The following is a 21,738-nucleotide window of genomic DNA, read 5'->3' as shown; positions in this document are numbered from 1 at the left end:
CTCTTAGGAACTCAAGGCCATTGATGCTTCGGTGGGTTCTTGGAACATGGAGTCAATGCTGACTGCTTTTAAAGCATCCGTAATCCAGGTATGTCGTTCTTGGGCCCAGGCGTTGAATGCGTCTGTATCCTGAAACATCAGGTCCCAGGCTTTGACACCATCGAGGAGGAGAAGTTGATGCGGTTTGTTTTTTCCTGGAAAGTACACTACGAGCACAGCGGAATTTCCGATCACACTAATATCCGTAAACATATGGATCATGGATTCCTTCGGGAGATACATGGAGCGGGAGGCGGCTTCGACAATCGGACCGTACACTCGATGAAGAAATTGATGGATAGCTTCATACGGCGATTTTGATTCATGGAGCTGAGTGTTTGGGCCCACTCCGATCAGGTGGGTCGTCAGGTATTCGGTGGCTTCCCAACTCGGCATTGTCCCTGAATGCACCAGAGAGTCCATTAAATATGACAGCCAATTCCTGTTAGTTGTGCTTTTTGACTCGTTCATCTCTCGCTCCTTACGCACCCTTTCGGGTCAAGCCATGGTGTACTTGAGTTGCTGTATTGGTGATGTTGTGGGAAATCTTGGCGGGTCTATCCCGGAAATTGCCCTTGTGTAACACGAACTTTCATCCTAATGGATGGACTGGAAACTGTCAACAGTATTACCCTTTATTTTTCATGTGGTTAGCAACCTTGACCAGCTATTTTCCGTAAGCATAGAATGACATTCTGTGAAAATAACCAGTTGAGATTTCAATAGTTTTCTCAGAGGGAAATCCTGGGGAAAAACGGTACTTTCTCCATGTTTACCCCAAAAATTTCAATAAAGGACCGTTATGCGGATTGATTATAATAAAGGGGGCTTGCTGAGTTCTGAGCTTATTCAATTGCGGAGAAAAGAGAGTGATGCCAATATAGGGCCCAAAAAGAAGGTCATGCTGGTCTTCCCCCCCGACTGGTATCCTTCGGAACCCTACCTGAGTTTGCCCACCCTCGCCGCCTTCCTTCGCCGGGCCGGTCACGAAGTCGTTCAAAAAGATGTCAATTTGGAAATGTATGATTGGTATTTTAGTGCGGACTTTTTAAAGCGCGTGCTTAAGCGCGTACCTCAGCAGTTGGATCGGCTGAAGCGGATCAGTCGCGATCGTAGCCTGACTGAACCTGAGACGGAACTGCAACTTGCGTTGTGTGAATGTACTCGATCACGCATTGCCGAATTGAGTGACCAGGCCGAACAAGCCAAGGCGATCGTTCGGTCTCCAGATTTCTATGATGCGGAGAAACTCGAATGGGCTATTAATATTTTTCGCGAAGTGACCGCGACTATTTCTTTGGTTTACGCCCCTGCTCGTATTTGTATGCCTCCCATGGAAACCGACCTTTCTTATAAAATTTTCATGTCGTCTGAAGTCTTAGAGGCAGTTAACGATACGCAAGTGAATGTGTACCGGGATGTCTTTGAGCATATTTTGAGGCCCGCGATTGAGGAGGAAAAGCCAGAAATTATTGGTCTGTCCATTGTGCTTCGGCAGCAATTATTTTCGACAATGACCTTCTGCGCCATGATCAAAGAAGCGTTCCCTGATATTCACATAACCATTGGGGGGAACACTGTTACCAGATTGCGAGATGTATTACCCAATACCCCAAGATTATTTGCCTTGTTCGATAGTGCGATAGTGTATGAAGGTGAGACGGCATTTTTGCAGTTAATTGAAGCCATCGGCACTGATCGAAATTTTAACGAAATCCCCAATCTGCTTTGGCGTGATGAGTCCGGGATTCATACCTCTTCGGTGACATCCTCAGAAAGTATGTCGGATTTGCCGCCGCCGGATTTTGATGGGCTGCCCCTCGAAAAATATTTTGTTCCGGAACCGATTCTTCCCTATCTGGCCACGCGTGGCTGTTATTGGGGACGGTGCGAATTTTGTGACCACGGTGAAGGATATACTGCGGGCTACCGCACCAAAAAGATTCAGGAGGTTATTGAAGAAGTTCGATTGCTTCGCGATAAATATCACACCCGCATGTTCCACTTCACCGATGAATCCTATCCCCCTGCCTTATTCCGCAAGCTCACCCGGGCCTTAAAAGAAGAAAAAATGGATATCGCCTGGACCACGCACATTCGATTCGAAAAAAGTTTGCTGGATGATGAAGTGTGGCAGGATGCGGAGGATTCCGGGTGCAAATTTCTTCACTTCGGGTATGAATCTGGCAGTGAGCGCGTGCTGAAACTCATGGATAAAGCCACCACGACGGAGGTGATTCAACGCAGCATGGAGTTATCGTCGAAGCATGGCGTGTGGAATCATGTCATGGGATTTTTTGGATTTCCGGGTGAGCGATACGAAGATGCAAAATTTTCCATGCAATTTTTAGAAGACAATAAAGAACATGTGCATTCCATTGGATTTGGAACATTTGATTTGAGCAAACATACTCCCGTCGCCAAGAATGCTGAAAAGTGGGGCGTGACATACTACGCCAATCCTGAATGGGACCTGGCTCTGGATTATTATTTCACAGTAAAAGATGGGTTGGGTATTGAAGATGCCGAGCGCGTGTTTGAAGAGTTTGAACAGAATCATTATCCCGGCTGGGATTTGAAAATTTTCATCCGGGAATATGTGTTTCTTTATGTGGCCCATTTTGGCACCAACAAACTTCCTGCTCTCCAATTTCGAATTGCCCCCGATGAAAAGGACCAGGCCTTAGCGAAAGTTTAAAATCCTATGTCTTCTTCCTTCATAAAAATCGATACTAAAAATGCGAAGCCAAAGAGTGGCCGTAAGTTAAAGACCATGCTGCTCTTCCCTCCGGAATGGGTGCCAACGGCGCCGTATTTAGCCCTTCCTAGCCTGACGGCGGTGCTTCGGGAAAATGGGCATGAAGTTATTCAGCGAGACATCAATATCGAAATGTATGAATTGTTTTTTAGCGATATGTTCCTTATTTGGGTGAATGCGCGAATGGCACAACAGCTCAGGGAGCTGAAAGGGAAAGAAGCACAAGGCGAACTGACGGAAAAGGAAATTGATCAAAAGGAGTGCCTGGAGGAAGTCTTGTCGTTCGACGTGATGGAATTAGCCTCTAGTGCCGAGGAAGCCAAACGCATTAACCGTAGCGAAGATTTCTATGATGCTAGCAAACTCGAATGGGCACTGAATGTTTTTCGTGATGTGATGCGCTACATCTCAGTGGCATACTATCCGGCTTCCCTAGTCTATTACCCGATGGAAAGCAACTTAGGGTATCGTCCTGGAGTCTCAAGTGAAGTGTATGCCTGCTTAAATGACCCTCAGGTCAATGTGTATCGCGATGTGTGCCAGCAGTTGGTTTTGCCTTCCATCGCGAAGGAGCGGCCGGATGTGGTGGGGATTTCGATTGGCACCAAAATGCAGCTGATCGCTGGGTTGACCTTTGGAAAGCTGATTAAGGAAGCCTATCCCGATATTCATATTACGGTCGGGGGAAACGTTATCACGCGTTTGCAAGAGGACCTGGCAAAGCAAGAACCATTTTTTACGGAAATATTTGACTCGGCCATCATGTATGAAGGTGAGCATGCCCTCTTGTGGTTGCTGGAGGCTTTGGTGGGGGATCGGGAATGGACCGCCGTTCCTAACCTTATGTACAAAGAGCAAGGCCATGTTCGGATCAATTCGGAAATTTATACCGAAAAAACGACCAGCCTCCCACTTCCAGACTTCGAAGGGTTTCCGTTGGACTCATATTTTGTCCCGACACGTATTCTTCCGTACCTTGCCACTCGCGGGTGTTATTGGGGGAAATGTACGTTTTGCGATCATGGGCAAGGATATTTTGATCAATATCGTGGAAAGCCAGCCCAAGATGTTGTGCGCGAGGTGAAGGCGTTGCAGGAAAAATTTCATGCCGATCATTTTTTATTCGCCGATGAATCCTATCCCCCGGCTCTCTTTAAAAAAGTATCCCAACTGCTTATTGAGGAGAATGTTGATATTAAATGGACGACGCTCATTCGATTTGAAGAAACTCTACAAGATCCAGAAATTTGGGACTTGGCAGCCAAATCGGGGTGTAAAACGCTCTACTATGGGATGGAGTCGGCGAACGAACGAGTACTGGAATTAATGGATAAACATGCCAAGAAGAGCGTCATCGAAAATAATTTAAAAGAAGCGGCGAGAGTTGGCATTTGGAATCATGTGATGGCCTTTTATGGATTTCCCGGAGAAACGAAAGAGGAGGCCGAGGATACGAGACAGTTTTTGCTGGACAATAAAGCCAGCATTCATTCTGTTGAGTTATTTTACTTCGTGGCGTACAGGCATACCCCCATGGTTCGAAATCCAGAAAAATTTGGCATTACGATTCACAAGCAAGATGAATACGATATGCCGCTGGATTATTACTATACCTTGAATGAACCTGGTGGTGTCAGTTGTCTGGATGCCATGCAATTATGCGAAGAGTTTTATCAAAATGACTTTGCATCTTGGGCCGTACGCATTAATGCGCGCGAGCAGATATTTCTTTATATTTCCAAATATGGCACTAATAAGCTGCCTCAGATTTATGCCACCAACCATACACCTGCCGAGGCTAAGCCGGATACCGTGGCGGGATTAATTACCTGGCCCGTGGCCAAAGCTGATCCTGAGGGCGGAAAGGATGGGGAACCTGGCATGGCGAGAGTAGTGAGTCATTCGGCTAAATAGTCCGATTGTTTTAAGTTGCCCTCATTGCTCCCAGGTTTAGAATAATTCAGATTCCCGCTGAAGTTGCTGCTCAAAAAGTTGGTTAGAGTAGAATTTAGTCCGAGGATGTGCCAGTACCCTGTTCTAACGACTCTTTCAATAGGGCGTAGGCTGACCGAATTTCCTTAGTCATCGCTTCACCTTTTTTGTACATCTGCATATATTTGGTCGGGTTGTTGGTCATATTGGCATAGCGGTGAGGATGCCATGTGACCAGCAGTTCTTGGTATCGGTGATGTAACGTTTTCGATTCCAAGGGCAGGGAAAGCTGGAACAGTGCTAACGCGTTTTTGAAGGATTCATTGGATGGGAGATGGGAATTTTCCATGGAGTATTTGGGCGAAATTGGAATTATGATAATCGAGACTTGGCTTGACTGTACAAAGTCTGGCAAAAATTTTGTGAGGGTGTCAACGAGCCATTGTGTTCTTATAGACAAGAATGGTCATGAGCGACTAGGAGTGAGGGGTTAACCGTGGGGCGAGACCTGCCGGTATTAGAGCCAACTCTCGTTCTCCAAGGCAAGGGGTATCGGGAAGTGCTCAAGCGTGAAATGGATGCCGGAAAAATTCCCTTGAGTTTGGGGAAGAAGTGCCCGGTGGAATGTGACTTTTGTTACGAGCTGGATCATTCCTATCGCGAGACGCAAGATCCGCCGAAAACATCGCAAGATGATTGGGAGTTTATCCTAAACTATATCAATGCCAAGCCTACCGATCCCATGCAGTTCTGGTGTTTGGGAGGGAATGAGTATATGGAGTGGACGGATTTATTCCTGCATCCCAAAGGCATGGAGTGGGTGGAAGACTTTTTAAAGCACACCGATAAGAATATTCAGTTTTTTACTGTTGGTTTTGTCCATGTCCCTAAAATTCATCAGCTGGTGGCACAATATCCGGGCCGGATCAATTTTGAACTGTCGGTGATCACACTCAGCAAGTATCGAGAAAAATTAATGCCCCATGCGCCGTCGGTGAGGCACGTCATGAAGGTGTTGGATGGCCCTGCCGTGTCCTCGGCTAATTTTTATTCCTTTGACCAAGATACGATGTCTAAGGATGCCGAACAGATTGCCAAGGTTAATCAACAATGCGTGTTGTGGATGGGGTGCCTGACCCCGGTTCGTGGGTTAAAGGAAGATACGGCCAATCTGATGCGACAGGGGAGAAAGTTTCTCCCCCTTGAAGCGGAACGAATATATGATGCGGGATATCCCAATCTGACCACGATTCATACGGAAGCCTATGTGACCGCATTTTTGAATCGAAAACGCATTGTGAGTGCGTTCGATGCCCTCGAATTAGAGAAAAAGGATACGGTGGTGATGGCCGGGAGTGTTCATAAAATTTTGAACATGTACCGAAAGGGGAGGGCGCGCTTTCTCCATATACCCAATGCGATGTTGGGTGGAGATTCCGATTGCACGGTACTTCTGACCTTTGATGATATACGGAAATGTCTTACGAACGAAAAGCGCCTGCACATTCCAAAAAGCGTCATGGAATCTGGGCGTGGGACGAATATGGATATAATGGGAGTCACCTTAGAGGAGTTTATCCACAAAACTGGTGTGAAAGTGAAGGTGCTCCATAAGATAGATACGAAATTTGCCAATACCCGGCTGTATCGAAATGGGACGCTGAAAAATTTTGTTGAGGACTATGTACGAAATCCCGCCGCCGCCAGCTATGAAGCCTTGCCTTTAAGTGCGTAACGTGTTCTACTACCTGCCAAATTTTCTGTTTCGGTAAAAAAGTGCACCAATTCAATAGTTTCCATGTCCATTGGCCTGCTGGGTAGGGTGCGATGGGGGCCGGAAGATTTTATTTCCCCAAATCTTATGAAGCCATTATCCTCTCCTACTAAATCAAAAATTCTATGACAACTCCAACTCGACGCTTGCAGTTTTATAAGGCTGATGTGTTCACGGATCAGCCTTTTGGTGGAAATCCCGTGGCGGTCATTCCCGATGCTGAAGACTTAACTGATCGGGAATTTCAGCAAATTGCTAGGGAAATGAATCTCTCTGAAACCGTGTTTGTCGTTCCTCCGACTGATCCGGCGGCAATTGCCAAGCTCAGAATTTTTACTCCAACCCAAGAAATTCCTTTTGCCGGACATCCGGTCATCGGCACCTTTTTTGTCCTCAGTTTGTTGAATAAGTTTCCCTTGCAGGAACCAATTACCCGATTCATGTTTGAGTGTAACATTGGCGTGTTTCCTGTCGAACTATTGGTTGTGAAGGATCAGGTACAGCAGGTGATCATGTCTCAACCTTCCCCGGAATATTTAGGTGTGGTGGACGAAATTAAGGATCTGTATGAAATCAGTCAGGCTTTGGGATTGACGAAGGCCAATATTTCCGACACGCGGCTTCCCGTTGAAGTCGTGTCGACCGGTCTGCCGGTGGTGATTGTTCCTGTACGAACATTGACGGCAGTCAAATCGATCGAGGTGGACCTGACGGGAACGATGACGATCTGTGAGCGCCTGGGGGTGAACGGTATCATGGTATTTACCACCATGACGGTGGAGGATTGGGCCACGGTCCATACCCGTATGTTTGCTGCACCGATTGGTATTGTCGAAGATCCTGCGACAGGAAGCGCGAGTGGGGCTCTTGGAGGATACTTAGTGAAAAATGGGGTGGTGGATGTAGGGCCTACGACTGAAATATATACAGAACAAGGTTATGAGATTGATCGGCCATCTCGAATTCTGGTGCAGGTCTACTCCGATGATGACATGATTCAAGAAATAAAAGTCGGGGGCCAGGCGGTAATGGTGGCCGAAGGAAAGCTTCTTTTTTAATGACGCACTCCTTTTGATTGGGAGCAGGCTATGCCAACTCTCATGAAGGCCGTGACCTTTCATGAACATGGTGGTCCGGAAAAATTAATCTACGAAGAGGTTCCTCTTCCCCAGGTTGGGCCCGACGAGGTATTGGTTCGAGTCAAAGCCTGTGCCCTCAATCACCTGGATATTTGGATTCGTCAGGGTATTCCAAATTATTCCATCTCTCTTCCTCATATTTCTGGTTGTGATGTCAGTGGTGTGATCGACACCGTAGGAACGGCGTATTCTGGTTCTTTAACGCCAGGGCAACGAGTGTTTGTCATGCCGGGAATCAGTTGCGGCAATTGTGACGACTGCTTGATTGGGAAGGAGAATCGCTGTTCGCAGTTTCAGATTCTTGGGGCTCAACGAAATGGTGGATATGCCAAATACGTGGCTGTGCCGGCGGTCAATGTTCTGCCCATGCCAGAAAATCTCACATTTGAACAAGCCGCGGCATTTCCTTTAGTGACGCTTACGGCATGGCATATGGTCAAGTCTTTGGCCAATGTGCAACCGGGAGAATCCGTCCTCGTGATGGGTGCGGGAAGTGGCGTGGGAAGCATGGCTATTCAAATGGTTAATTTATTGGGAGCGAGGGCGCTGAGCACGGTGGGTACGGAAGACAAAAAAGGAAAGGCAAACCTGCTAGGGGCGGAAGATGTCATCAATCATTCTACGGAAAATGTGGCGGATCGAGTTGCAGCCCTTACAAATGATAGGGGAGTCGATGTGGTTATCGAGCATATTGGACAAGCAGTGTGGAATTCTTGTTTGAATTCCCTGTCACGAGGTGGTCGCATGGTTACCTGTGGCGCGACCTCTGGTGGAGCCCACCAGTTTGATGCGCGTTATCTATACTCCCGGCAATTGACTATTATGGGATCGTATATGGGAACCCGAGACGAACTTTTGGAAGCCACGCGTTTGATTGAGGCGGGTACGCTTCGACCCATCCTGGACACGACATTTCCTTTGCATGAGGCCCGGGTGGCGCAAGAACGCATGTTAGAGAGAAAAAATTTTGGAAAGATTGTACTTCTTCCAGACCCTGGTGAGGAATAACCTGAGAAGCGTGTAAAACTCGAGGTTCGTTTTTTATTTCTGCATTTCACCTACAATGTGGGGAAGTTCAGGAATGATTAAGGATTCCATAGCCAATCGAACGGCTCCGCTCGATCCGGGAATCGAAAAAATGACCTTGCCTCGATAGAGACCCGCGGTGGCGCGGCTGAGAATCGCAGACGACCCAATGTCTTTATACGAAAGATAGCGGAAAATTTCGCCGAACCCCACCAGGTGTTTTTCTAGTAACCCGTCCACAGCCTCGAACGTTGAGTCCCTCTGAGAAATTCCCGTTCCTCCATTGATGATGATCGCGCCAAGGGAATGATGAGTCCCTAACTCTTGAAGGAGCAGTTGTACTTCGGTGGGTTCATCCTTCACCACATGGTAGGCGTCAATACAATGTCCCTGTGAGGTGAGCAATTCTCGAATGAGCTGACCGCTCTTGTCCGTATCGGGAGTTCTGGTGTCGCTACAGGTAATGATTCCGCAACTGATGGTTGAGGGACCACGGGCCTTATGTTCGGCAGAGGAAGCTGAGCCCTGCGAATGACTAGGTCCATGTGAGTGAGAACCGTGTTGGGTGCCCATGTTAGGGTTCGACGATTTAAGTGAGAACTGTTACGCCCACACAGAATCTGGGTTTAATTGAGCAACGGGGGTGCCCTTCTTGATGTGTTCGTCGAGAATCAAGGCTACATGCTCATCTTTTACTTGGGAGTACCAAGTGCCATCAGGATAGACTACCACGGTTGGTCCTTGTTCGCAGGGGCCTAAGCATGAGCTGCCAGTTACCAGGACCTCACCCGGTTGGAAGCCACGCTCCATGAGTCCCATATTAAGGGCCATCAAAAGGTTTTGGGATCCGGCTGATCCGCAAGAGGGTTTCGGATGACCAGGGGGGCGTGTATTGGTACAAACCATAATATGATACTTGGGTTTTGGCATTATCACTCCTTTCGAGGTGATTAGTCGGTTGTTGTTTTATGTTAGATCAAACAGTTGGCTCTGGGATGATGGATGGGGTGATTTGGCTTCCTGCTATTATACTTGAAATTATCGAGGACGAAACAATTCCCACATCTCAAGGCATTCCTCAGGCATGCTCCAATGCTTGAGTCCTTTTACCACGAAGTCCAAATAATGCTCTTTGGGTTTGAATTTCCCAATGACCTGTGACGTGTGTGTCGTGACCAATTCTTTTTGTTCATCTTCCGTGTAGACATTGGCTTCGAGATGCCGGTACGCCCCTTCCGGAACTTCACCATCAAATTGGTCCAAAATTTTCACATCTTCGTCGGTGAGTTCAAAGACGCCTCCCCAGACGCGTTCTCCTTGCGAAGGGATCACACTGGCCAAACCGCACCGCCATTGAGATGAGAACCGTGGGAACCCAATGGTGTGGTCCGGGAGATAGGCTTTAAATAAAAACTTGTGTTCTGGTGCTCGTCGTTTTAGTTGTGTTGGATTCAAATTGTCAGCATAAAAAAAGAATCGCATGAACAGGCAGCCTCATTTCCGAATAAAGGTCATTAGCAAACTCTCATTTCTATCACAATGTTTCGAGGGGTTGTCAAGGTGGGGCTTGGGGCGGTAGGCCAACTGGAAGAGAAGCTTAAGAATTCTGGCGGAGGAATCCAAGTATTTTGTCCAACCCCATTTTCAAAAGACTCTCTCCGGTTTGGGTGGATTGATTTTCTTTGGCATGGCGATCTGCCCAATCTAATGCGACCGGAAGGGGGATGAGTTTGGCTGGTCCTTTGGTGAGTTCAGCCCACATGAGACTTAACACGGTGGCAATACGAAAGGGAGCTGATAGGGGAACCACTGGGTTTTGTGCGATATCCTGACACAATTCTTTGGGGGAGGTGACAAGAAGTTCTCGGCAGGCCGCGGGTCGGAATTCATAAATGCTGCACACTTCATCCTCAAGAAACACACATGGCAATCGCTGGGCATAATATGCTTGATTGACTGGCTCCATATCCTCATCAGACAATTGCGATCGGGTCTCTGATATCTGCACAAGTTTTCCAAGGAGGCCCGATTGCTCCAATGTCTTTTTGACAGAACTCAGACGAGTTAAAATTTTTTCTCGTAGAGGGACTGGTAGTTGTTCGATGTTTCGTTGGAGTGCAAAAGCTTCAGGTGGAGAGACGGGGACCAGCATTCGGCAGCAAGCGGCGCATCCTTTATGACAAGAAATTTGGTGTCCGGCCAATCGATTGTGATCTTCTTCCATTGCGAGGGCTTGTTCGCCCAATGAGCGCATGAGAGGGACAATATCTGATATAGGAATAAAACTTGTCGGTACCGAGATTTCCGCCTGGAGTTCGCCGACAGTGGTCTGAAGCGAGAGACGAAAGGTTTCTAGTTGTTTTGGCGAGCTCATACGGGTGTTTGCCTTGCAGGATGAGCCAGAAAGTTTTCTGAAATAATGAAGACAGCGTAGTGAAAAAGTCTGTGCTTAAGCAAGGACCCTATTGGCCATGGACCCTTTGTATTCATTTGAGGGGGCTTGGGGAAAAACAAACTTCAAATCACGAGATATGGTACTAGTGTGTTTGGGGGAGAAGGTTTGAAAATTTTTATTTAAGCTTTTACTTTTCGCGGGGACGAAGGTGAAGTTCTTCGCGTTTCAAATCAATGTCAACATGATAGTGTTTTAAGAAACTCATCCCTAAAAGGCCATCTTCAAATCCGTCTGTCATTCCCCTACCAAAAGAAGCTCGTACTTTGCTCTGTTCGGCTTCCCCAATTCGAACTAACTCCAGCATGGTAATGAACTGTTGAGTCGGACCATTGGCTGTATTATAGGTGGCTTCAATGGCGTCTGATTCTGAAAGGCCTAGTTCGTAAGCTACTTCAGCTTTTAACATAATGTCCGTAGCGCCAGTATCCACCAGTAGTGTCACCGTCTGATAGTCGTTTATTTCTACATCCACATAAAGGTGGTTGCCTGATCGGACCGCCGGAATAATTATTTCATCATCGAAAATTGGCTCAGAAACATTTTGAGAGGTGTTGTTGCCGAGGAGCATGTCTAAAAGACTCGTACGATCAAGTTCGTCATGAATAGCTTCACGAACAATTTCTACCGTTTGTGGGTTGTCGATTTGCTTGCCAATAGAAAAGAGACCAAAACCAAAAATGGCAGTAATGGAAGAGATTCCGATGGCAATACCGATGACAATTCCACTGAAAGAAGATTTTTGCATAGGATTCTACTTGAATCTGGTTATTCCCCGTAGCTCTGCTACGCGGGTCTCATTATAGAAGGTATGATCATGTATTCCCCTGAATACCCCGCTGCTTGCGGCGGGGATCTTTTATTAGCAAGAAAAGAAAACTCAATATCTTAACCCTCTAGCCTATGTATCGGCCTAATTTCTATGTCGGGTTAATAAGGGGACAGAGATTTAATAAGAACGAGAATAAAGCGAAGAAATGAGTGGTAATGGCCTATGGTCTCAAGTCAGGAATCAACATTTCCCCCCTCTTGTCATTGTTCGATATTTTGCTTATTCTTTCATCCATGGCTGACACGATTTTTAAAAAAATTCTTAGTGGCGAGATTCCTTGTCATAAAGTTTATGAAGACGAGCAGGTCCTTGCATTTTTGGATATTAATCCCCTCTCCAAGGGCCATACCTTGGTGATTCCTAAAGAGCCCGCGGAAACCTTGGATCAATTGTCCGACGAATCTTCGGCGGCGATTGGACGAGTACTTCCCCGTTTGTGTCGAGCAGTCCTGAAGGCCACCGGTGCAAGGGACTATAACATTCTCCAAAACAATGGAGCTCCGGCTCACCAGGCGGTCTTTCATGTTCATTATCACATTATTCCAAAAGAAGAGAATGGCGCGGGGCTGGGTATTGGATGGAAACCTACCGCTTTGAATTCTGGTGCCGACTTGGCTCGTTCTATTGCTTCTTGTTTAGACCCATAATCCTCCCTGGCTCCTGGTTGGCTAATCGGGTGGCTAATTTTCTTATTGCAACTGCCTTGCAACTATTGACTCGCCTTGATGGTGTTGCTAAGGTTGCCTCATATGATAGCCCGTTTCCGATCATTCAATTTTTCACCTCGTTCTCAAGCCACGGTTGCGGCCACGGTCGTTCTGCTGGTCCTCTGTCTTCTTCCTTTTGCGAGTGCTCTAGAAGTTCACCATATTTTTGCGGAAGTGGATCATGATGGTCATGAGCATTCAGATTTTGACCTCTGCCAATGGGTGCAAGCCCATGGGAGTGGGTCCGTTGATCTCGATCATGGAAATCTTGGAATCCCGCTTCAGGTCGAACATGAACAATGGCATACGTCAGAAATTGTTTTTTCTTCGAAAGCCCTCACTTCCCAAGAATCCCGCGGTCCTCCTCTTTTCCTCTAGATCAGTCGAAATTCATTTCTTGTCAGGGTTATATGGGACGTCCTATTCCTTTTCCTCGGGAATAAGTTGACGCCTGTGTAATTTCTGGTGAACTTCTTGAATTATTTTGATCTTTGAGAAAGAGGGGCTATGTCATATCTTGATAAAGATTTAAAAAAAACTAACCATCTGAAATGGTTGTTCTTGGGTTTGGCCTTTACGTTTATATTTGGATTTTTGGAGGATTCGTATGCTGTTTCAGGAGGGCAAAAGATTGCAGGGCATGTGCAAAATGTGGATTTGCGGCGTGTGGCTCAAGCCACAGTGGAATTGCGAGATCAGGAGGGCGCACTGGTCACATCCGAGTCAACTGATGATGCCGGAGAGTTTATTTTGGTTGCTCCAGGAACTGGAGTATTTTCTATACGGGCGATTCAAGAGACGTATCGAAGCGAATATAAGATTGTCGAAGTTGGTAATGAGGAGGTAGGTCCAGTCGTGTTGACGATGACTGTTACACAAGAAATTGCGTTGGAAGTAGTGGCTCCCTTACTCCCAATTCAACCTAAGTCGTCCAGCGAAACCTACTCACTGAGTCGAACGGAAATCGAGGCCCTGCCGTTTGGGAGTAACATTGAATTCAATGATGCATTGTTGACTATTCCCGGTGCGGTGAACGGGAGCCTCAAGCAAGTTCACATTCGCCAGGATCATGCAAATTTTCAGGTACGGATCGACGGTGTGCCGATTCCGGATACGGTTTCTTCCACCTTCACGGATGTGATTTCCCCCCGTGCCTGGGAACGGGCAGATATTATTCTCGGTGGGATGGAAGCACAGTTTGGCAATCGAACAGCTGCGGTCATTGATATTACGAGCAAAAGCGGAACCAAGCCAGGATTTGGATCTATTCAATTGTTTGGGGGGTCGAATGAAACCGTGATACCTTCATTCGAATATGGTGGGACGGCAGGAGACAAGTTTCGGTATTACGTATTAAACAGTTATACCACAACGAGTCGTGGGATTGATCCACCGACGTTAGGTGATTCAGGTTTTCATAACGAAAGTGACAGAAATCAGACTTTCATACGTGGCGATTATCAACTTAACAATAACAATAACTTTACGCTGTTATTTCTGAACTCGATTGCGAAGTTTCAAATTCCCAATACGCCCAATCAAATAGCCAATGGAACAATCGTTGGGTTGATCCAGGCGAACAATCCTGGGTTTAACCCAGTAATTTCACAAGACATTGATGAATCCCAAAAAGAGACTAACCAGTATGCCCATTTGGTGTGGCGACATGATGTCAATGCTAGTCAATTCTTTAGTCTAGCTGGATATTTGCGTCATACACGAGCCACGTTTGAAACTGATCCTTTAAATGTCTTGGCCTATACTGGCGATACGGACGAGCCATTCTCTGCTGGCGATCAGGATCGATTTGCCTATTCCAACGGGGTGCGATTGGACTATACGAATGTCTTGAATAGCGAGCACCTTGTTAAAGCTGGGTTTCAATTTGATCGAACGCAGGCGGTCAACAAGACGGAATTATTCGCCTTCAATCGTGTGGGTGGAGCCCCAATGGGGAGTGTCTTGATGCGTCGGGCGGATAGTCGGTTGATTGGCTATCGGGAAGAATTTTGGGTGCAGGATCAATATACGCCTAATGATCAATGGACGTTTAATCTTGGTGTCCGGGTGGATAATATTCACGGATTTATCGAGGCCGCCCAAATCAGCCCACGAGTCGGTGCGACGTTTAAAGCCACGAACAACCATGCCTTTCATGCGTTCTATGGTCGGTTGTTTACTCCGCCGAATCTGGAAGCAATCAGGTTTGTCCAACTTAATACGGTTGGCACCACTGCCGAACCTGAGAATTTGACGAATAATACGGTCAAGCCGGAGCGGTCACATTATTTTGAGGTGGGATCCACGCATGCGTTTGGCCAAATTGCCGTGGTACAACTGACGGGCTATTATAAACTCAGTAAGAATTTATCCGATGCCGGGCAATTTGGCACCACGCCGTTGCTGAACTTCTTTGCCTTTAAAAATGGTTGGCAGCGGGGGATCGAAGGCAGTATCAAAGTGAAACTCACGGACAATCTTTCGGCACGAGGAAATGTCGCTTGGGGGCAATGTAAAGGACAGGGGCTTCAGTCGGGACATTTCCTCCTGGAGCAGCAGGAGATTAATGATATTGAAACGAGCGAAGGAGTGTTTTGTGATCATATGCAAGAAGTCACGAGTTCGGCCATTCTGACCTATCGACTACTGGAGCATACGACCGTATCCGGGCAAATGTTGTTTGGCTCTGGTTTGCGGACAGCATCAGCCGGTGAGAAAACCAATTCCCAGAGCGCTGATTCGGTGACGACGTATAATCTCTCTCTTACTCACGTTCTTCCATTATCCGGTAAGCAGAGGCTGTTGTTTGGTTTTGATATGATCAATGTATTCGATCAACAAGAATTGTTAAATATCGGGGAGCAGAGTATTGGTCTTGGGGTCTCGCATGCGAATATGCCGCGCTCATTTTTCTTCAGAACACAATGGTTTTTTGATTCATGAAGGGAGTTTTCCAATGAGAGACGTTTGGGTCCCAATAGGAATCGCATGCCTGTCCTTGATGAGTGTGCCCATGGTTGTGCAGGCCCAATCCGATCGATCGACTCATGAAGCAGACCACTTAGAAGACGAAGATGTGGAAGTGCTTGAAACCGTTCATGTACACGGATTCAAGCTCAATAAAGATCAACAACTTGGTCCTGTACCAAAATATACCCCCTGGCCCACTATGCCGCCTTCCTTAAATGGAAAAGAAATCGACGACTGGATGAAAATCAGAATTTTGGTGAGTAAGACGGCAGAGACAACTGTTGTAGTTTTACAACCGGCCAAACACCGTCAATTGAATCTCGAGGGGCTCCATGCCCTTAAGCAATGGACCTTTGATCCGCAAATGGATGGTGATGATTTTGTGGATGGTGAGCTGACGGTGCGAATTCACTTCCGAACAAAATAACCTAAGGTTATGGAGTGGGGAGAATGTTAGAGGGGTTCTTTTTTTTTCGATCTTTTGGACGAGCTGTGGTTCGACGAAGGGAAGAGGCCATGCCGATGAGGGAAAGGCCATAGATGAGCCATTTTGAAATATCAACATTGTACCAATGAATGCCGTTTCGGTAATCACCAGGGTACATGTGATGGTAGTTATGGTACCCCTCGCCAAAGGTCAGGAGAGAGACCCACCAACTATCTCGACTTGTATCGGAGTTTCCATGGGGTTGTCGGCCCCACAAGTGGCAAACGGAATTCACGCAAAACGTGGAGTTCAAGACAAAAAATGTCCGTCCTAATCCGGCCAAAAGAAAGCATCCTAGTCCACCTATCCATCCATTGGCCATGAGACCAACGACAAACGGTAGCATCAATCCGGAAAGGACAATGGGGAGGTAATACCGATCCTGCCAAACCACCACAGAGTCTTGTCGTAATTTTGAAGTCCATCGATTATCTCGATTGGGGTCTTTCAAAAAAATCCAGCCGCAGTGACTAAACCAAAACCCCCGTTTGGCATTATAAGGGTCAGAGTCTTGGTCGCATTGGGCATGGTGCCGCATGTGGTCGGCAGCCCATCGGAGTGCGGAATTTTCTATCGCCCAGCCACCGGCAATTAACAATAGACCTTTGACACAATTGGGGCAGGTGAAGCTTCGGTGGGTTACGAGGCGATGGTATCCTACGGTGATTCCCAATCCCGTGATGGCGTAGAGCATGCCAAACATGATCCAGTCGATCGGGTGATAGTCATAGAAATAGGCAAAGGTGGGGACGCCAATGAGGGCGCCTGTGGCGACCGTTCCAAACAGTAAGATTTTGCCAATATCGAGACCACGGGAAGAAAGAGGAGGCAGGGTGGTCGAGGGCATGTTCGGGTCTTTCAAAAATAAAAACGGAGGGGTCTGCTCAGAATGCAAGCCCCTCCGTTTATGTATGGATTACAGGGTGATGTTTAGAACCGGCTCCGTCTGCCTCGGTTTCCATCTCCTCCTCGGCCACCACCGCCACCACCAAATCCGCCGCCACCGCCACCAGAGCGAGGGGCCATGGGTTTGGCTTCATTGACAGTTAAGGTGCGCCCACCCATATCGCTGGAATGAAGCGCATTAATGGCCGCTTGAGCTTCTTCTTGAGTTGACATTTCTACAAATCCAAATCCGCGGGATTGGCCGGTGTATTTATCAGTAATAACACGAGCCGATTCGACAGTCCCATGCTCAGCAAATAACGCCTCAACTTCAGCTTCCGTCGCGGAATACGGCAAGCCACCTACATACACTTTTGAACCCATGTGGTTCCTCCTTTGAAAATCATGACATTGTCTTGTGACTGGGGAGAATCAAATGTTTGGAAGGTATGGTCCGAGGGCGCGAACTTGAGGCGACTCTGGGCTGACTTCCGAATGGACTCCTCGGCAAAACAACATCGGTTACGGGCCTTATTCACGATTCTTTGACTGCCAGACCCACGGCGGAAAAAGATACTCCTTTTTACCATAGTTGGTTCCCAAAAGATAGTCAGGATTCTGCGTAGCCAAGAATAGGGATATGTATATTAAGGGGAGGTTTGGGTAGGTTATAAACTAACGATTTTTATGCTTTCCGGAGCATTTGGACTACTTTCTCAGGTTAGGAATGTAGGAGGCATAAAAAATAGTATGCATATGTTCGCATGAGGATTGCTTTGCTAGATAGATGTGGAAAACTCCCTTGTGTGGTACACTGCCACGGCAGGTAGCCGAATCGTATGGTCTCAGGCCGGAAAAATATCATGGCTGATTCCTTCAAGAGTAAATCGTATTTTTATTCTAGACTATCAAATTACTGTGAAATTCATAGGGTCATCCGAAATCGCATGCCTCATCTACTCACCGGTTAAGTCCTTTCACGATTCACATTTTCTAACTTTTTAGTCCATGTGTTTAGTCTTACTTTGGCAAAGTCGTGTCATAGTTTCTCCCTGGTATTATGGGAATTTTAGGCTGCGTTCGAATTGGTGTCCAGAGATAGGTCTTCAATGCAGTCCATGATATTGAGCCCAACCTTTTTCATTTCTCAAGAAACACTTGAAGGATGATGAGTTCTCTTTTTGATCATACGGCGGTGACATTTCAGCAAGCGGTCGTGCAACTGGTGGATGGTTGCCGTCGTTTTGCGAAATGGGTGGTGATGGGGGTTGTGATACTGACCAGTATTCTCTTGGTCTATACCGTGAACAATCTCACGCTCGATACGAATCCTCTCAATTTACTGGATCCAGATCTTCCCTTCCGACAATTAGATGAGGAGTTTGTTGCGGCCTTTCCGGAACTCGACGATTTAATTGTGATCGTGATTGATCAAGGAACTTCGGATGCCGCCCGGGACGCCGTTCGTCAATTAGCCGGAACTCTATCTCAACAACCTGCCCTCTTTTCTTCGATCTATGATCCGGCACAGGGTGAATTTTTCGACACCTATGGGTTGCTGTACCTGAAACCTGACGAACTCTGGAAATTGGACGAACGTTTGAGTAAATGGCAACCGTTTTTAGGCACGATGGTCCATGACCCTAGCCTTCGCGGCCTTTTTTCCATGCTTTCTTTGGCGGTTGGCGAAAATCCGAATGCGGATGAACAAATCCTATTGGCAAAGGTGTTTGATTTGCTGAGTGAGGCCATTGAGGCTCAGATCGCAGGAAAGCCTAATCCTTCTTCTTGGAAAGAGGCCATGCTTGGTGACGTGACCCCAAAAGGCGATCCCAAGCGCCGCTTCCTTCTCGCAAAACCCCGTTTGGATTACTCGACTTTGGAAGGGGCTGGTGGGCCCATTGGATTTATACGTAAGCAAGGAAAGGTGTTGGAAAACACTTTTGGCGTTCGTGTTCGCCTAACCGGGTCCATTCCCATAGAAACAGAAGAGCGCGAAACGCTATCCAAAGGTGCGGAAATGGCCGGGGTCCTATCGATATCTCTGGTCTGTCTCATTTTATTGCTTGGGTTGCGGTCAGTCCGTCTTGTCGGCGCCATGCTGTTTACTCTGATCGTTGGATTGATTTGGACCGGTGCCTTTGCTGTATTCACGATTGGATCCTTGAATTTTATTTCTGCAACCGCCCCGGTGTTATTTATTGGGCTAGGTGTGGATTTTGGTATTCAACTTGGGATGCGGTATCGGGAAGCGTTTGATCGGTTGGGTGTCCATCAGGAAGCCCTTCGTCAGGCAGCGAGTGGGGTGGGGGGCGCCCTTACGCTGTCGGCCATCGCCGCCGCATTGAGTTTTTTCTCATTTTTGCCAACGGCCTACCGGGGATTTGCGGAACTTGGATTGATTGCTGGGGGGGGAATGTTTTTGGCGTTGTTCGCTAATCTGACTTTTTTCCCGGCATTATTAACGATCTTCCCGATTTCCAGGACCAAACGTATTTCCTCTATTCCCCAATCTTCGCCGAATAATTCCTTCACCTTACCCTGGGTTCTCCGGTATCGAAGGCCGATTTTGTTTTTGATGGTGCCCCTCACATTAGCCGCTGTCGCGGCGCTTCCCTTACTTCGGTTTGATTTCAATGCTCTTCACCTTAGGGATCCCAACACGGAAGGGGTTTCCACGTTTCTTGAGCTTCTTAAGGACCCAGGGACCTCTCCCTATGTGATTCACCTGTTGGCTCAGAATCTCACAAAGGCGGATGAACTTGCTGCGCGTTTAAAAGAACTGGATGTGGTAGATCGTGCTCTTACCTTGTCGAAATACGTGCCAGAAGACCAAGAGGAGAAAATGGCGATTATTGATGACATGGCCTTAGTGCTGGATCCGGTGCTGACTCCCGTTGAGCCGCTCCCGTTTCCAAGTGAGGAAGAAGAAATTCGAGCTGTTCAGGACTTTCAAAGAAAGTTGGAAGACCAGAACAATCCCCTGTGGACCCAGAAGTTTTCTTCCAGCGCAAAAAACTTGACGGCATCTTTTGATCACTTTGGAGCAAGTGTTGGATGGAACCCTGAGGCCATACATGAGCTTCGTAAAAGGCTGGTTGGAAATTTCCCTCAATGGCTTGACCGTTTAAGAAGGTTGATGAATGCGACTCCGGTAACACTTGAAACCTTGCCCCAGGCCCTGAAAGACCATTATCTTGCCAAGGATGGTCGCGCACGGGTTGAAGTGTTTTCTGTGTTTAATGGGAACGATAATACGAAGCTGCGGCAGTTCGCTCGAGGTGTGCAAGAAGTGGATCCACGCGCCATTGGGTCTCCCGTTGGGATTGTCGAGGGTGGGCGGGCCATTATCGATGCGTGCATCCAAGCGACTATTGTAGCGATTTTGGCTTCCACAGTCTTGTTGTTTGTTATACTTCGGAGGCCAGGCGAGGTACTTCTTGTCCTTCTGCCTCTTCTCATGACGATGATTCTCACGGTTGCGGCTTCGCTCTTGTTTGATGTCCGCTTAAACCTTGCGAATGTGGTGGCCTTGCCCTTGGTCCTGGGATTGGGCATTGCCTTTGGGATTTATCTTGTCTTGCGAAAACGCGAAGGTGTGTCCATTGCGCAAGTTGTTCAAAGCAGTACTTCTCAAGCGGTACTTTTCAGCGCGCTCACGACAATGGCCTCTTTTGGTGCCTTAGGATTTTCAGCTCATCCAGGGATGGCAAGCTTGGGCATTTTGCTGGTGCTGACCTTAACTTTGGCCCTGCTCTGTGCTCTGGTGGTTTTGCCGGCTTTAATTGGAGAATTGGAAGTCCGAGGCTGGTGGAAAAATGGATGAGTCAAGAAAATGGATGGTTAGCGAATGGAGACAGTCACTGAGGCATTGCCGAGGTCCGTATTGCGAGCTTGGGGATCGATGTTAGGGGTAGGTTGCTCTGGTGTGTCTTCAATCTCCACTGGCCCTTCTTTTTCGAGCTCCGCATAGGGTTCGTCCAAAAACAAGTCTTCGTCCTCGATTGGCGGGTTTCCGTCATAAATAAGAAAATTTCGGTGTTGGAGATAGGCCTCACGGGTGAAGAGGTACGGCTCAACCGCGACTTCGTTTCTGATTTGGATGGCTTGGTCAAATCGTGACCGTTTGTCAATAAAGCCCAAAACCGCGACAGGAACGGCGACCGGATTGCTGACATAGAAAAGGATATTGGTGACAGTGCTGAACCCAAGGTCCGGGACATCTCGTGCCGTGTTTGGCCCAAGGAAAGGAAGGACGAGGTAAGAGCCCTGTCCCACCCCCCACACTGCGAGTGTTTGTCCAAAGTCCTCATTATGTTTTTCAAGGCCCAAGGGGGTGGCAATATCAAAGAGCCCCAAAGCCCCGAATGTACTATTGATAAGAAATCGGCTTGAATCTTCAACCCCTTGTTTGCCTTTTCCTTGCAGGAAGTCATTGAGTATCACATTCAGATAGGAGACGTTATCGAAAAAATTCGAAACGCTAGATCGAACCATTTCTGGAGTGTAATCAATGTACACTCGGGAAATTGGCTCTCCCACATACTGATCTAAAATGTCATTGGCGTGATAGATAGGTCGATTAATGACTTCAATGGGATCATCGGATGACCCTGCAGCCAGAACAGCGTCAGTGCCCCCCATGAGTACTCCCAGGGAAACCAGGAGTGAAGAAAATATTGCCAATGGGCGTTGTTGGTTTGACCAGAGTTTCATAATAAACATCGGTGGTTGGGA

The 21,738-nt window shown here is 47.4% G+C and carries 20 protein-coding genes; 10 read left to right on the top strand and 10 right to left on the bottom strand.

The genetic code is table 11. From position 1 onward, the window contains the following. Window positions 1-3: 3 nt before the first annotated feature. The gene (locus PPG34_RS16475) at window positions 4-510 is read right to left on the bottom strand and encodes a hypothetical protein (protein ID WP_313834534.1); all 507 of its coding nucleotides are present in this window, start codon (window positions 508-510) and stop codon (window positions 4-6) included. A 331-nt stretch (window positions 511-841) separates the two neighbouring features. Between PPG34_RS16475 and PPG34_RS16470 the strand changes: the two genes are divergently transcribed. Next, on the top strand, window positions 842-2,737 hold the full coding sequence (locus tag PPG34_RS16470) for a B12-binding domain-containing radical SAM protein (protein ID WP_313834533.1): 1,896 nt from the start codon (window positions 842-844) through the stop codon (window positions 2,735-2,737). Window positions 2,738-2,743: 6 nt separating this feature from the next. Then, window positions 2,744-4,711, top strand: coding sequence for a B12-binding domain-containing radical SAM protein (locus PPG34_RS16465; protein WP_313834532.1), 1,968 nt, complete (start codon window positions 2,744-2,746; stop codon window positions 4,709-4,711). 94 nt (window positions 4,712-4,805) lie between these two features. Here the strand turns inward: PPG34_RS16465 and PPG34_RS16460 are convergent, their stop codons facing one another. Beyond that, window positions 4,806-5,078 carry a hypothetical protein gene (locus PPG34_RS16460; protein ID WP_313834531.1) on the bottom strand — a complete coding sequence of 91 codons (273 nt, stop codon included), beginning with the start codon at window positions 5,076-5,078 and terminating at the stop codon, window positions 4,806-4,808. 147 nt (window positions 5,079-5,225) lie between these two features. On the opposite strand from PPG34_RS16460, the gene PPG34_RS16455 reads away from it, so the two are divergent. From PPG34_RS16455 to PPG34_RS16445, 3 genes are all read left to right on the top strand, one after another. Then, complete coding sequence (locus PPG34_RS16455) at window positions 5,226-6,464, top strand: hypothetical protein (protein ID WP_313834530.1); 1,239 nt, start codon at window positions 5,226-5,228, stop codon at window positions 6,462-6,464. A 164-nt stretch (window positions 6,465-6,628) separates the two neighbouring features. Further along, complete coding sequence (locus tag PPG34_RS16450) at window positions 6,629-7,561, top strand: PhzF family phenazine biosynthesis protein (RefSeq protein WP_313834529.1); 933 nt, start codon at window positions 6,629-6,631, stop codon at window positions 7,559-7,561. A 30-nt stretch (window positions 7,562-7,591) separates the two neighbouring features. Beyond that, window positions 7,592-8,650, top strand: a complete 1,059-nt coding sequence (locus PPG34_RS16445) for a zinc-binding dehydrogenase (RefSeq protein ID WP_313834528.1) — start codon at window positions 7,592-7,594, stop codon at window positions 8,648-8,650. A 33-nt stretch (window positions 8,651-8,683) separates the two neighbouring features. Here the strand turns inward: PPG34_RS16445 and PPG34_RS16440 are convergent, their stop codons facing one another. The 5 genes from PPG34_RS16440 to PPG34_RS16420 all read right to left on the bottom strand — a co-directional run bounded on the left by PPG34_RS16440 (window position 8,684) and on the right by PPG34_RS16420 (window position 11,868). Next, window positions 8,684-9,241, bottom strand: a complete 558-nt coding sequence (locus PPG34_RS16440; RefSeq protein ID WP_313834527.1) for a MogA/MoaB family molybdenum cofactor biosynthesis protein — start codon at window positions 9,239-9,241, stop codon at window positions 8,684-8,686. A gap of 30 nt (window positions 9,242-9,271) precedes the next feature. After that, window positions 9,272-9,598, bottom strand: a complete 327-nt coding sequence (locus tag PPG34_RS16435; protein ID WP_313834526.1) for a (2Fe-2S) ferredoxin domain-containing protein — start codon at window positions 9,596-9,598, stop codon at window positions 9,272-9,274. A gap of 108 nt (window positions 9,599-9,706) precedes the next feature. Next, window positions 9,707-10,150: a gamma-glutamylcyclotransferase family protein gene (locus PPG34_RS16430; protein WP_313834525.1), complete on the bottom strand. Its 444-nt coding sequence runs from the start codon at window positions 10,148-10,150 to the stop codon at window positions 9,707-9,709. 115 nt (window positions 10,151-10,265) lie between these two features. Continuing rightward, on the bottom strand, window positions 10,266-11,042 hold the full coding sequence (locus tag PPG34_RS16425; protein ID WP_313834524.1) for a YkgJ family cysteine cluster protein: 777 nt from the start codon (window positions 11,040-11,042) through the stop codon (window positions 10,266-10,268). Window positions 11,043-11,250: 208 nt separating this feature from the next. After that, window positions 11,251-11,868, bottom strand: coding sequence for a retropepsin-like aspartic protease family protein (locus PPG34_RS16420; RefSeq protein WP_313834523.1), 618 nt, complete (start codon window positions 11,866-11,868; stop codon window positions 11,251-11,253). Between the two features lie 239 nt (window positions 11,869-12,107). Between PPG34_RS16420 and PPG34_RS16415 the strand changes: the two genes are divergently transcribed. The 4 genes from PPG34_RS16415 (at window position 12,108) to PPG34_RS16400 (ending at window position 16,056) form a co-directional block, all read left to right on the top strand. Further along, a complete protein-coding gene (locus tag PPG34_RS16415) occupies window positions 12,108-12,599 on the top strand; it encodes an HIT family protein (RefSeq protein ID WP_313834522.1) in 492 nt (163 codons plus the stop codon). 102 nt (window positions 12,600-12,701) lie between these two features. Continuing rightward, the gene (locus PPG34_RS16410) at window positions 12,702-13,037 is read left to right on the top strand and encodes a hypothetical protein (protein WP_313834521.1); all 336 of its coding nucleotides are present in this window, start codon (window positions 12,702-12,704) and stop codon (window positions 13,035-13,037) included. Between the two features lie 129 nt (window positions 13,038-13,166). Continuing rightward, window positions 13,167-15,602: a TonB-dependent receptor gene (locus PPG34_RS16405; protein ID WP_313834520.1), complete on the top strand. Its 2,436-nt coding sequence runs from the start codon at window positions 13,167-13,169 to the stop codon at window positions 15,600-15,602. A 13-nt stretch (window positions 15,603-15,615) separates the two neighbouring features. After that, entirely contained in the window at window positions 15,616-16,056 is a 441-nt protein-coding gene (locus PPG34_RS16400) for an energy transducer TonB family protein (protein ID WP_313834519.1), read from the top strand. Window positions 16,057-16,063: 7 nt separating this feature from the next. Here PPG34_RS16400 and PPG34_RS16395 read toward each other — a convergent pair whose 3' ends face one another. Then, a complete protein-coding gene (locus tag PPG34_RS16395; RefSeq protein WP_313834518.1) occupies window positions 16,064-16,963 on the bottom strand; it encodes an acyl-CoA desaturase in 900 nt (299 codons plus the stop codon). 83 nt (window positions 16,964-17,046) lie between these two features. Next, window positions 17,047-17,385 carry an RNA recognition motif domain-containing protein gene (locus PPG34_RS16390; protein ID WP_313834517.1) on the bottom strand — a complete coding sequence of 113 codons (339 nt, stop codon included), beginning with the start codon at window positions 17,383-17,385 and terminating at the stop codon, window positions 17,047-17,049. A 781-nt stretch (window positions 17,386-18,166) separates the two neighbouring features. Here PPG34_RS16390 and PPG34_RS16385 point away from each other — a divergent pair. Next, complete coding sequence (locus PPG34_RS16385; protein ID WP_313834516.1) at window positions 18,167-20,827, top strand: MMPL family transporter; 2,661 nt, start codon at window positions 18,167-18,169, stop codon at window positions 20,825-20,827. 17 nt (window positions 20,828-20,844) lie between these two features. Here the strand turns inward: PPG34_RS16385 and PPG34_RS16380 are convergent, their stop codons facing one another. Further along, entirely contained in the window at window positions 20,845-21,717 is an 873-nt protein-coding gene (locus tag PPG34_RS16380; RefSeq protein ID WP_313834515.1) for an MlaA family lipoprotein, read from the bottom strand. Between the last annotated feature and the right edge of the window lie 21 nt (window positions 21,718-21,738).

It is taken from the genome of Candidatus Nitronereus thalassa (genome assembly GCF_032191465.1).
In the GTDB taxonomy this organism is placed as follows: Bacteria; Nitrospirota; Nitrospiria; order Nitrospirales; family UBA8639; genus Nitronereus; species Nitronereus thalassa.
Note: the sequence above shows the minus strand (reverse complement) of the source record. Positions and strands in the feature narration are given on the sequence as shown.

Coding starts and splice junctions, on each gene's coding strand:
- PPG34_RS16400 (WP_313834519.1), top strand. CDS start 15,616: ATGAGAGACGTTTGGGTCCCAATAGGAATCGCATGCCTGTCCTTGATG.
- PPG34_RS16415 (WP_313834522.1), top strand. CDS start 12,108: ATGGCCTATGGTCTCAAGTCAGGAATCAACATTTCCCCCCTCTTGTCA.
- PPG34_RS16460 (WP_313834531.1), bottom strand. CDS start 5,078: ATGGAAAATTCCCATCTCCCATCCAATGAATCCTTCAAAAACGCGTTA.
- PPG34_RS16475 (WP_313834534.1), bottom strand. CDS start 510: ATGAACGAGTCAAAAAGCACAACTAACAGGAATTGGCTGTCATATTTA.
- PPG34_RS16430 (WP_313834525.1), bottom strand. CDS start 10,150: ATGCGATTCTTTTTTTATGCTGACAATTTGAATCCAACACAACTAAAA.
- PPG34_RS16445 (WP_313834528.1), top strand. CDS start 7,592: ATGCCAACTCTCATGAAGGCCGTGACCTTTCATGAACATGGTGGTCCG.
- PPG34_RS16425 (WP_313834524.1), bottom strand. CDS start 11,042: ATGAGCTCGCCAAAACAACTAGAAACCTTTCGTCTCTCGCTTCAGACC.
- PPG34_RS16390 (WP_313834517.1), bottom strand. CDS start 17,385: ATGGGTTCAAAAGTGTATGTAGGTGGCTTGCCGTATTCCGCGACGGAA.
- PPG34_RS16385 (WP_313834516.1), top strand. CDS start 18,167: ATGATGAGTTCTCTTTTTGATCATACGGCGGTGACATTTCAGCAAGCG.
- PPG34_RS16395 (WP_313834518.1), bottom strand. CDS start 16,963: ATGCCCTCGACCACCCTGCCTCCTCTTTCTTCCCGTGGTCTCGATATT.
- PPG34_RS16440 (WP_313834527.1), bottom strand. CDS start 9,241: ATGGGCACCCAACACGGTTCTCACTCACATGGACCTAGTCATTCGCAG.
- PPG34_RS16380 (WP_313834515.1), bottom strand. CDS start 21,717: ATGAAACTCTGGTCAAACCAACAACGCCCATTGGCAATATTTTCTTCA.
- PPG34_RS16420 (WP_313834523.1), bottom strand. CDS start 11,868: ATGCAAAAATCTTCTTTCAGTGGAATTGTCATCGGTATTGCCATCGGA.
- PPG34_RS16405 (WP_313834520.1), top strand. CDS start 13,167: ATGTCATATCTTGATAAAGATTTAAAAAAAACTAACCATCTGAAATGG.
- PPG34_RS16435 (WP_313834526.1), bottom strand. CDS start 9,598: ATGCCAAAACCCAAGTATCATATTATGGTTTGTACCAATACACGCCCC.
- PPG34_RS16465 (WP_313834532.1), top strand. CDS start 2,744: ATGTCTTCTTCCTTCATAAAAATCGATACTAAAAATGCGAAGCCAAAG.
- PPG34_RS16410 (WP_313834521.1), top strand. CDS start 12,702: ATGATAGCCCGTTTCCGATCATTCAATTTTTCACCTCGTTCTCAAGCC.
- PPG34_RS16450 (WP_313834529.1), top strand. CDS start 6,629: ATGACAACTCCAACTCGACGCTTGCAGTTTTATAAGGCTGATGTGTTC.
- PPG34_RS16470 (WP_313834533.1), top strand. CDS start 842: ATGCGGATTGATTATAATAAAGGGGGCTTGCTGAGTTCTGAGCTTATT.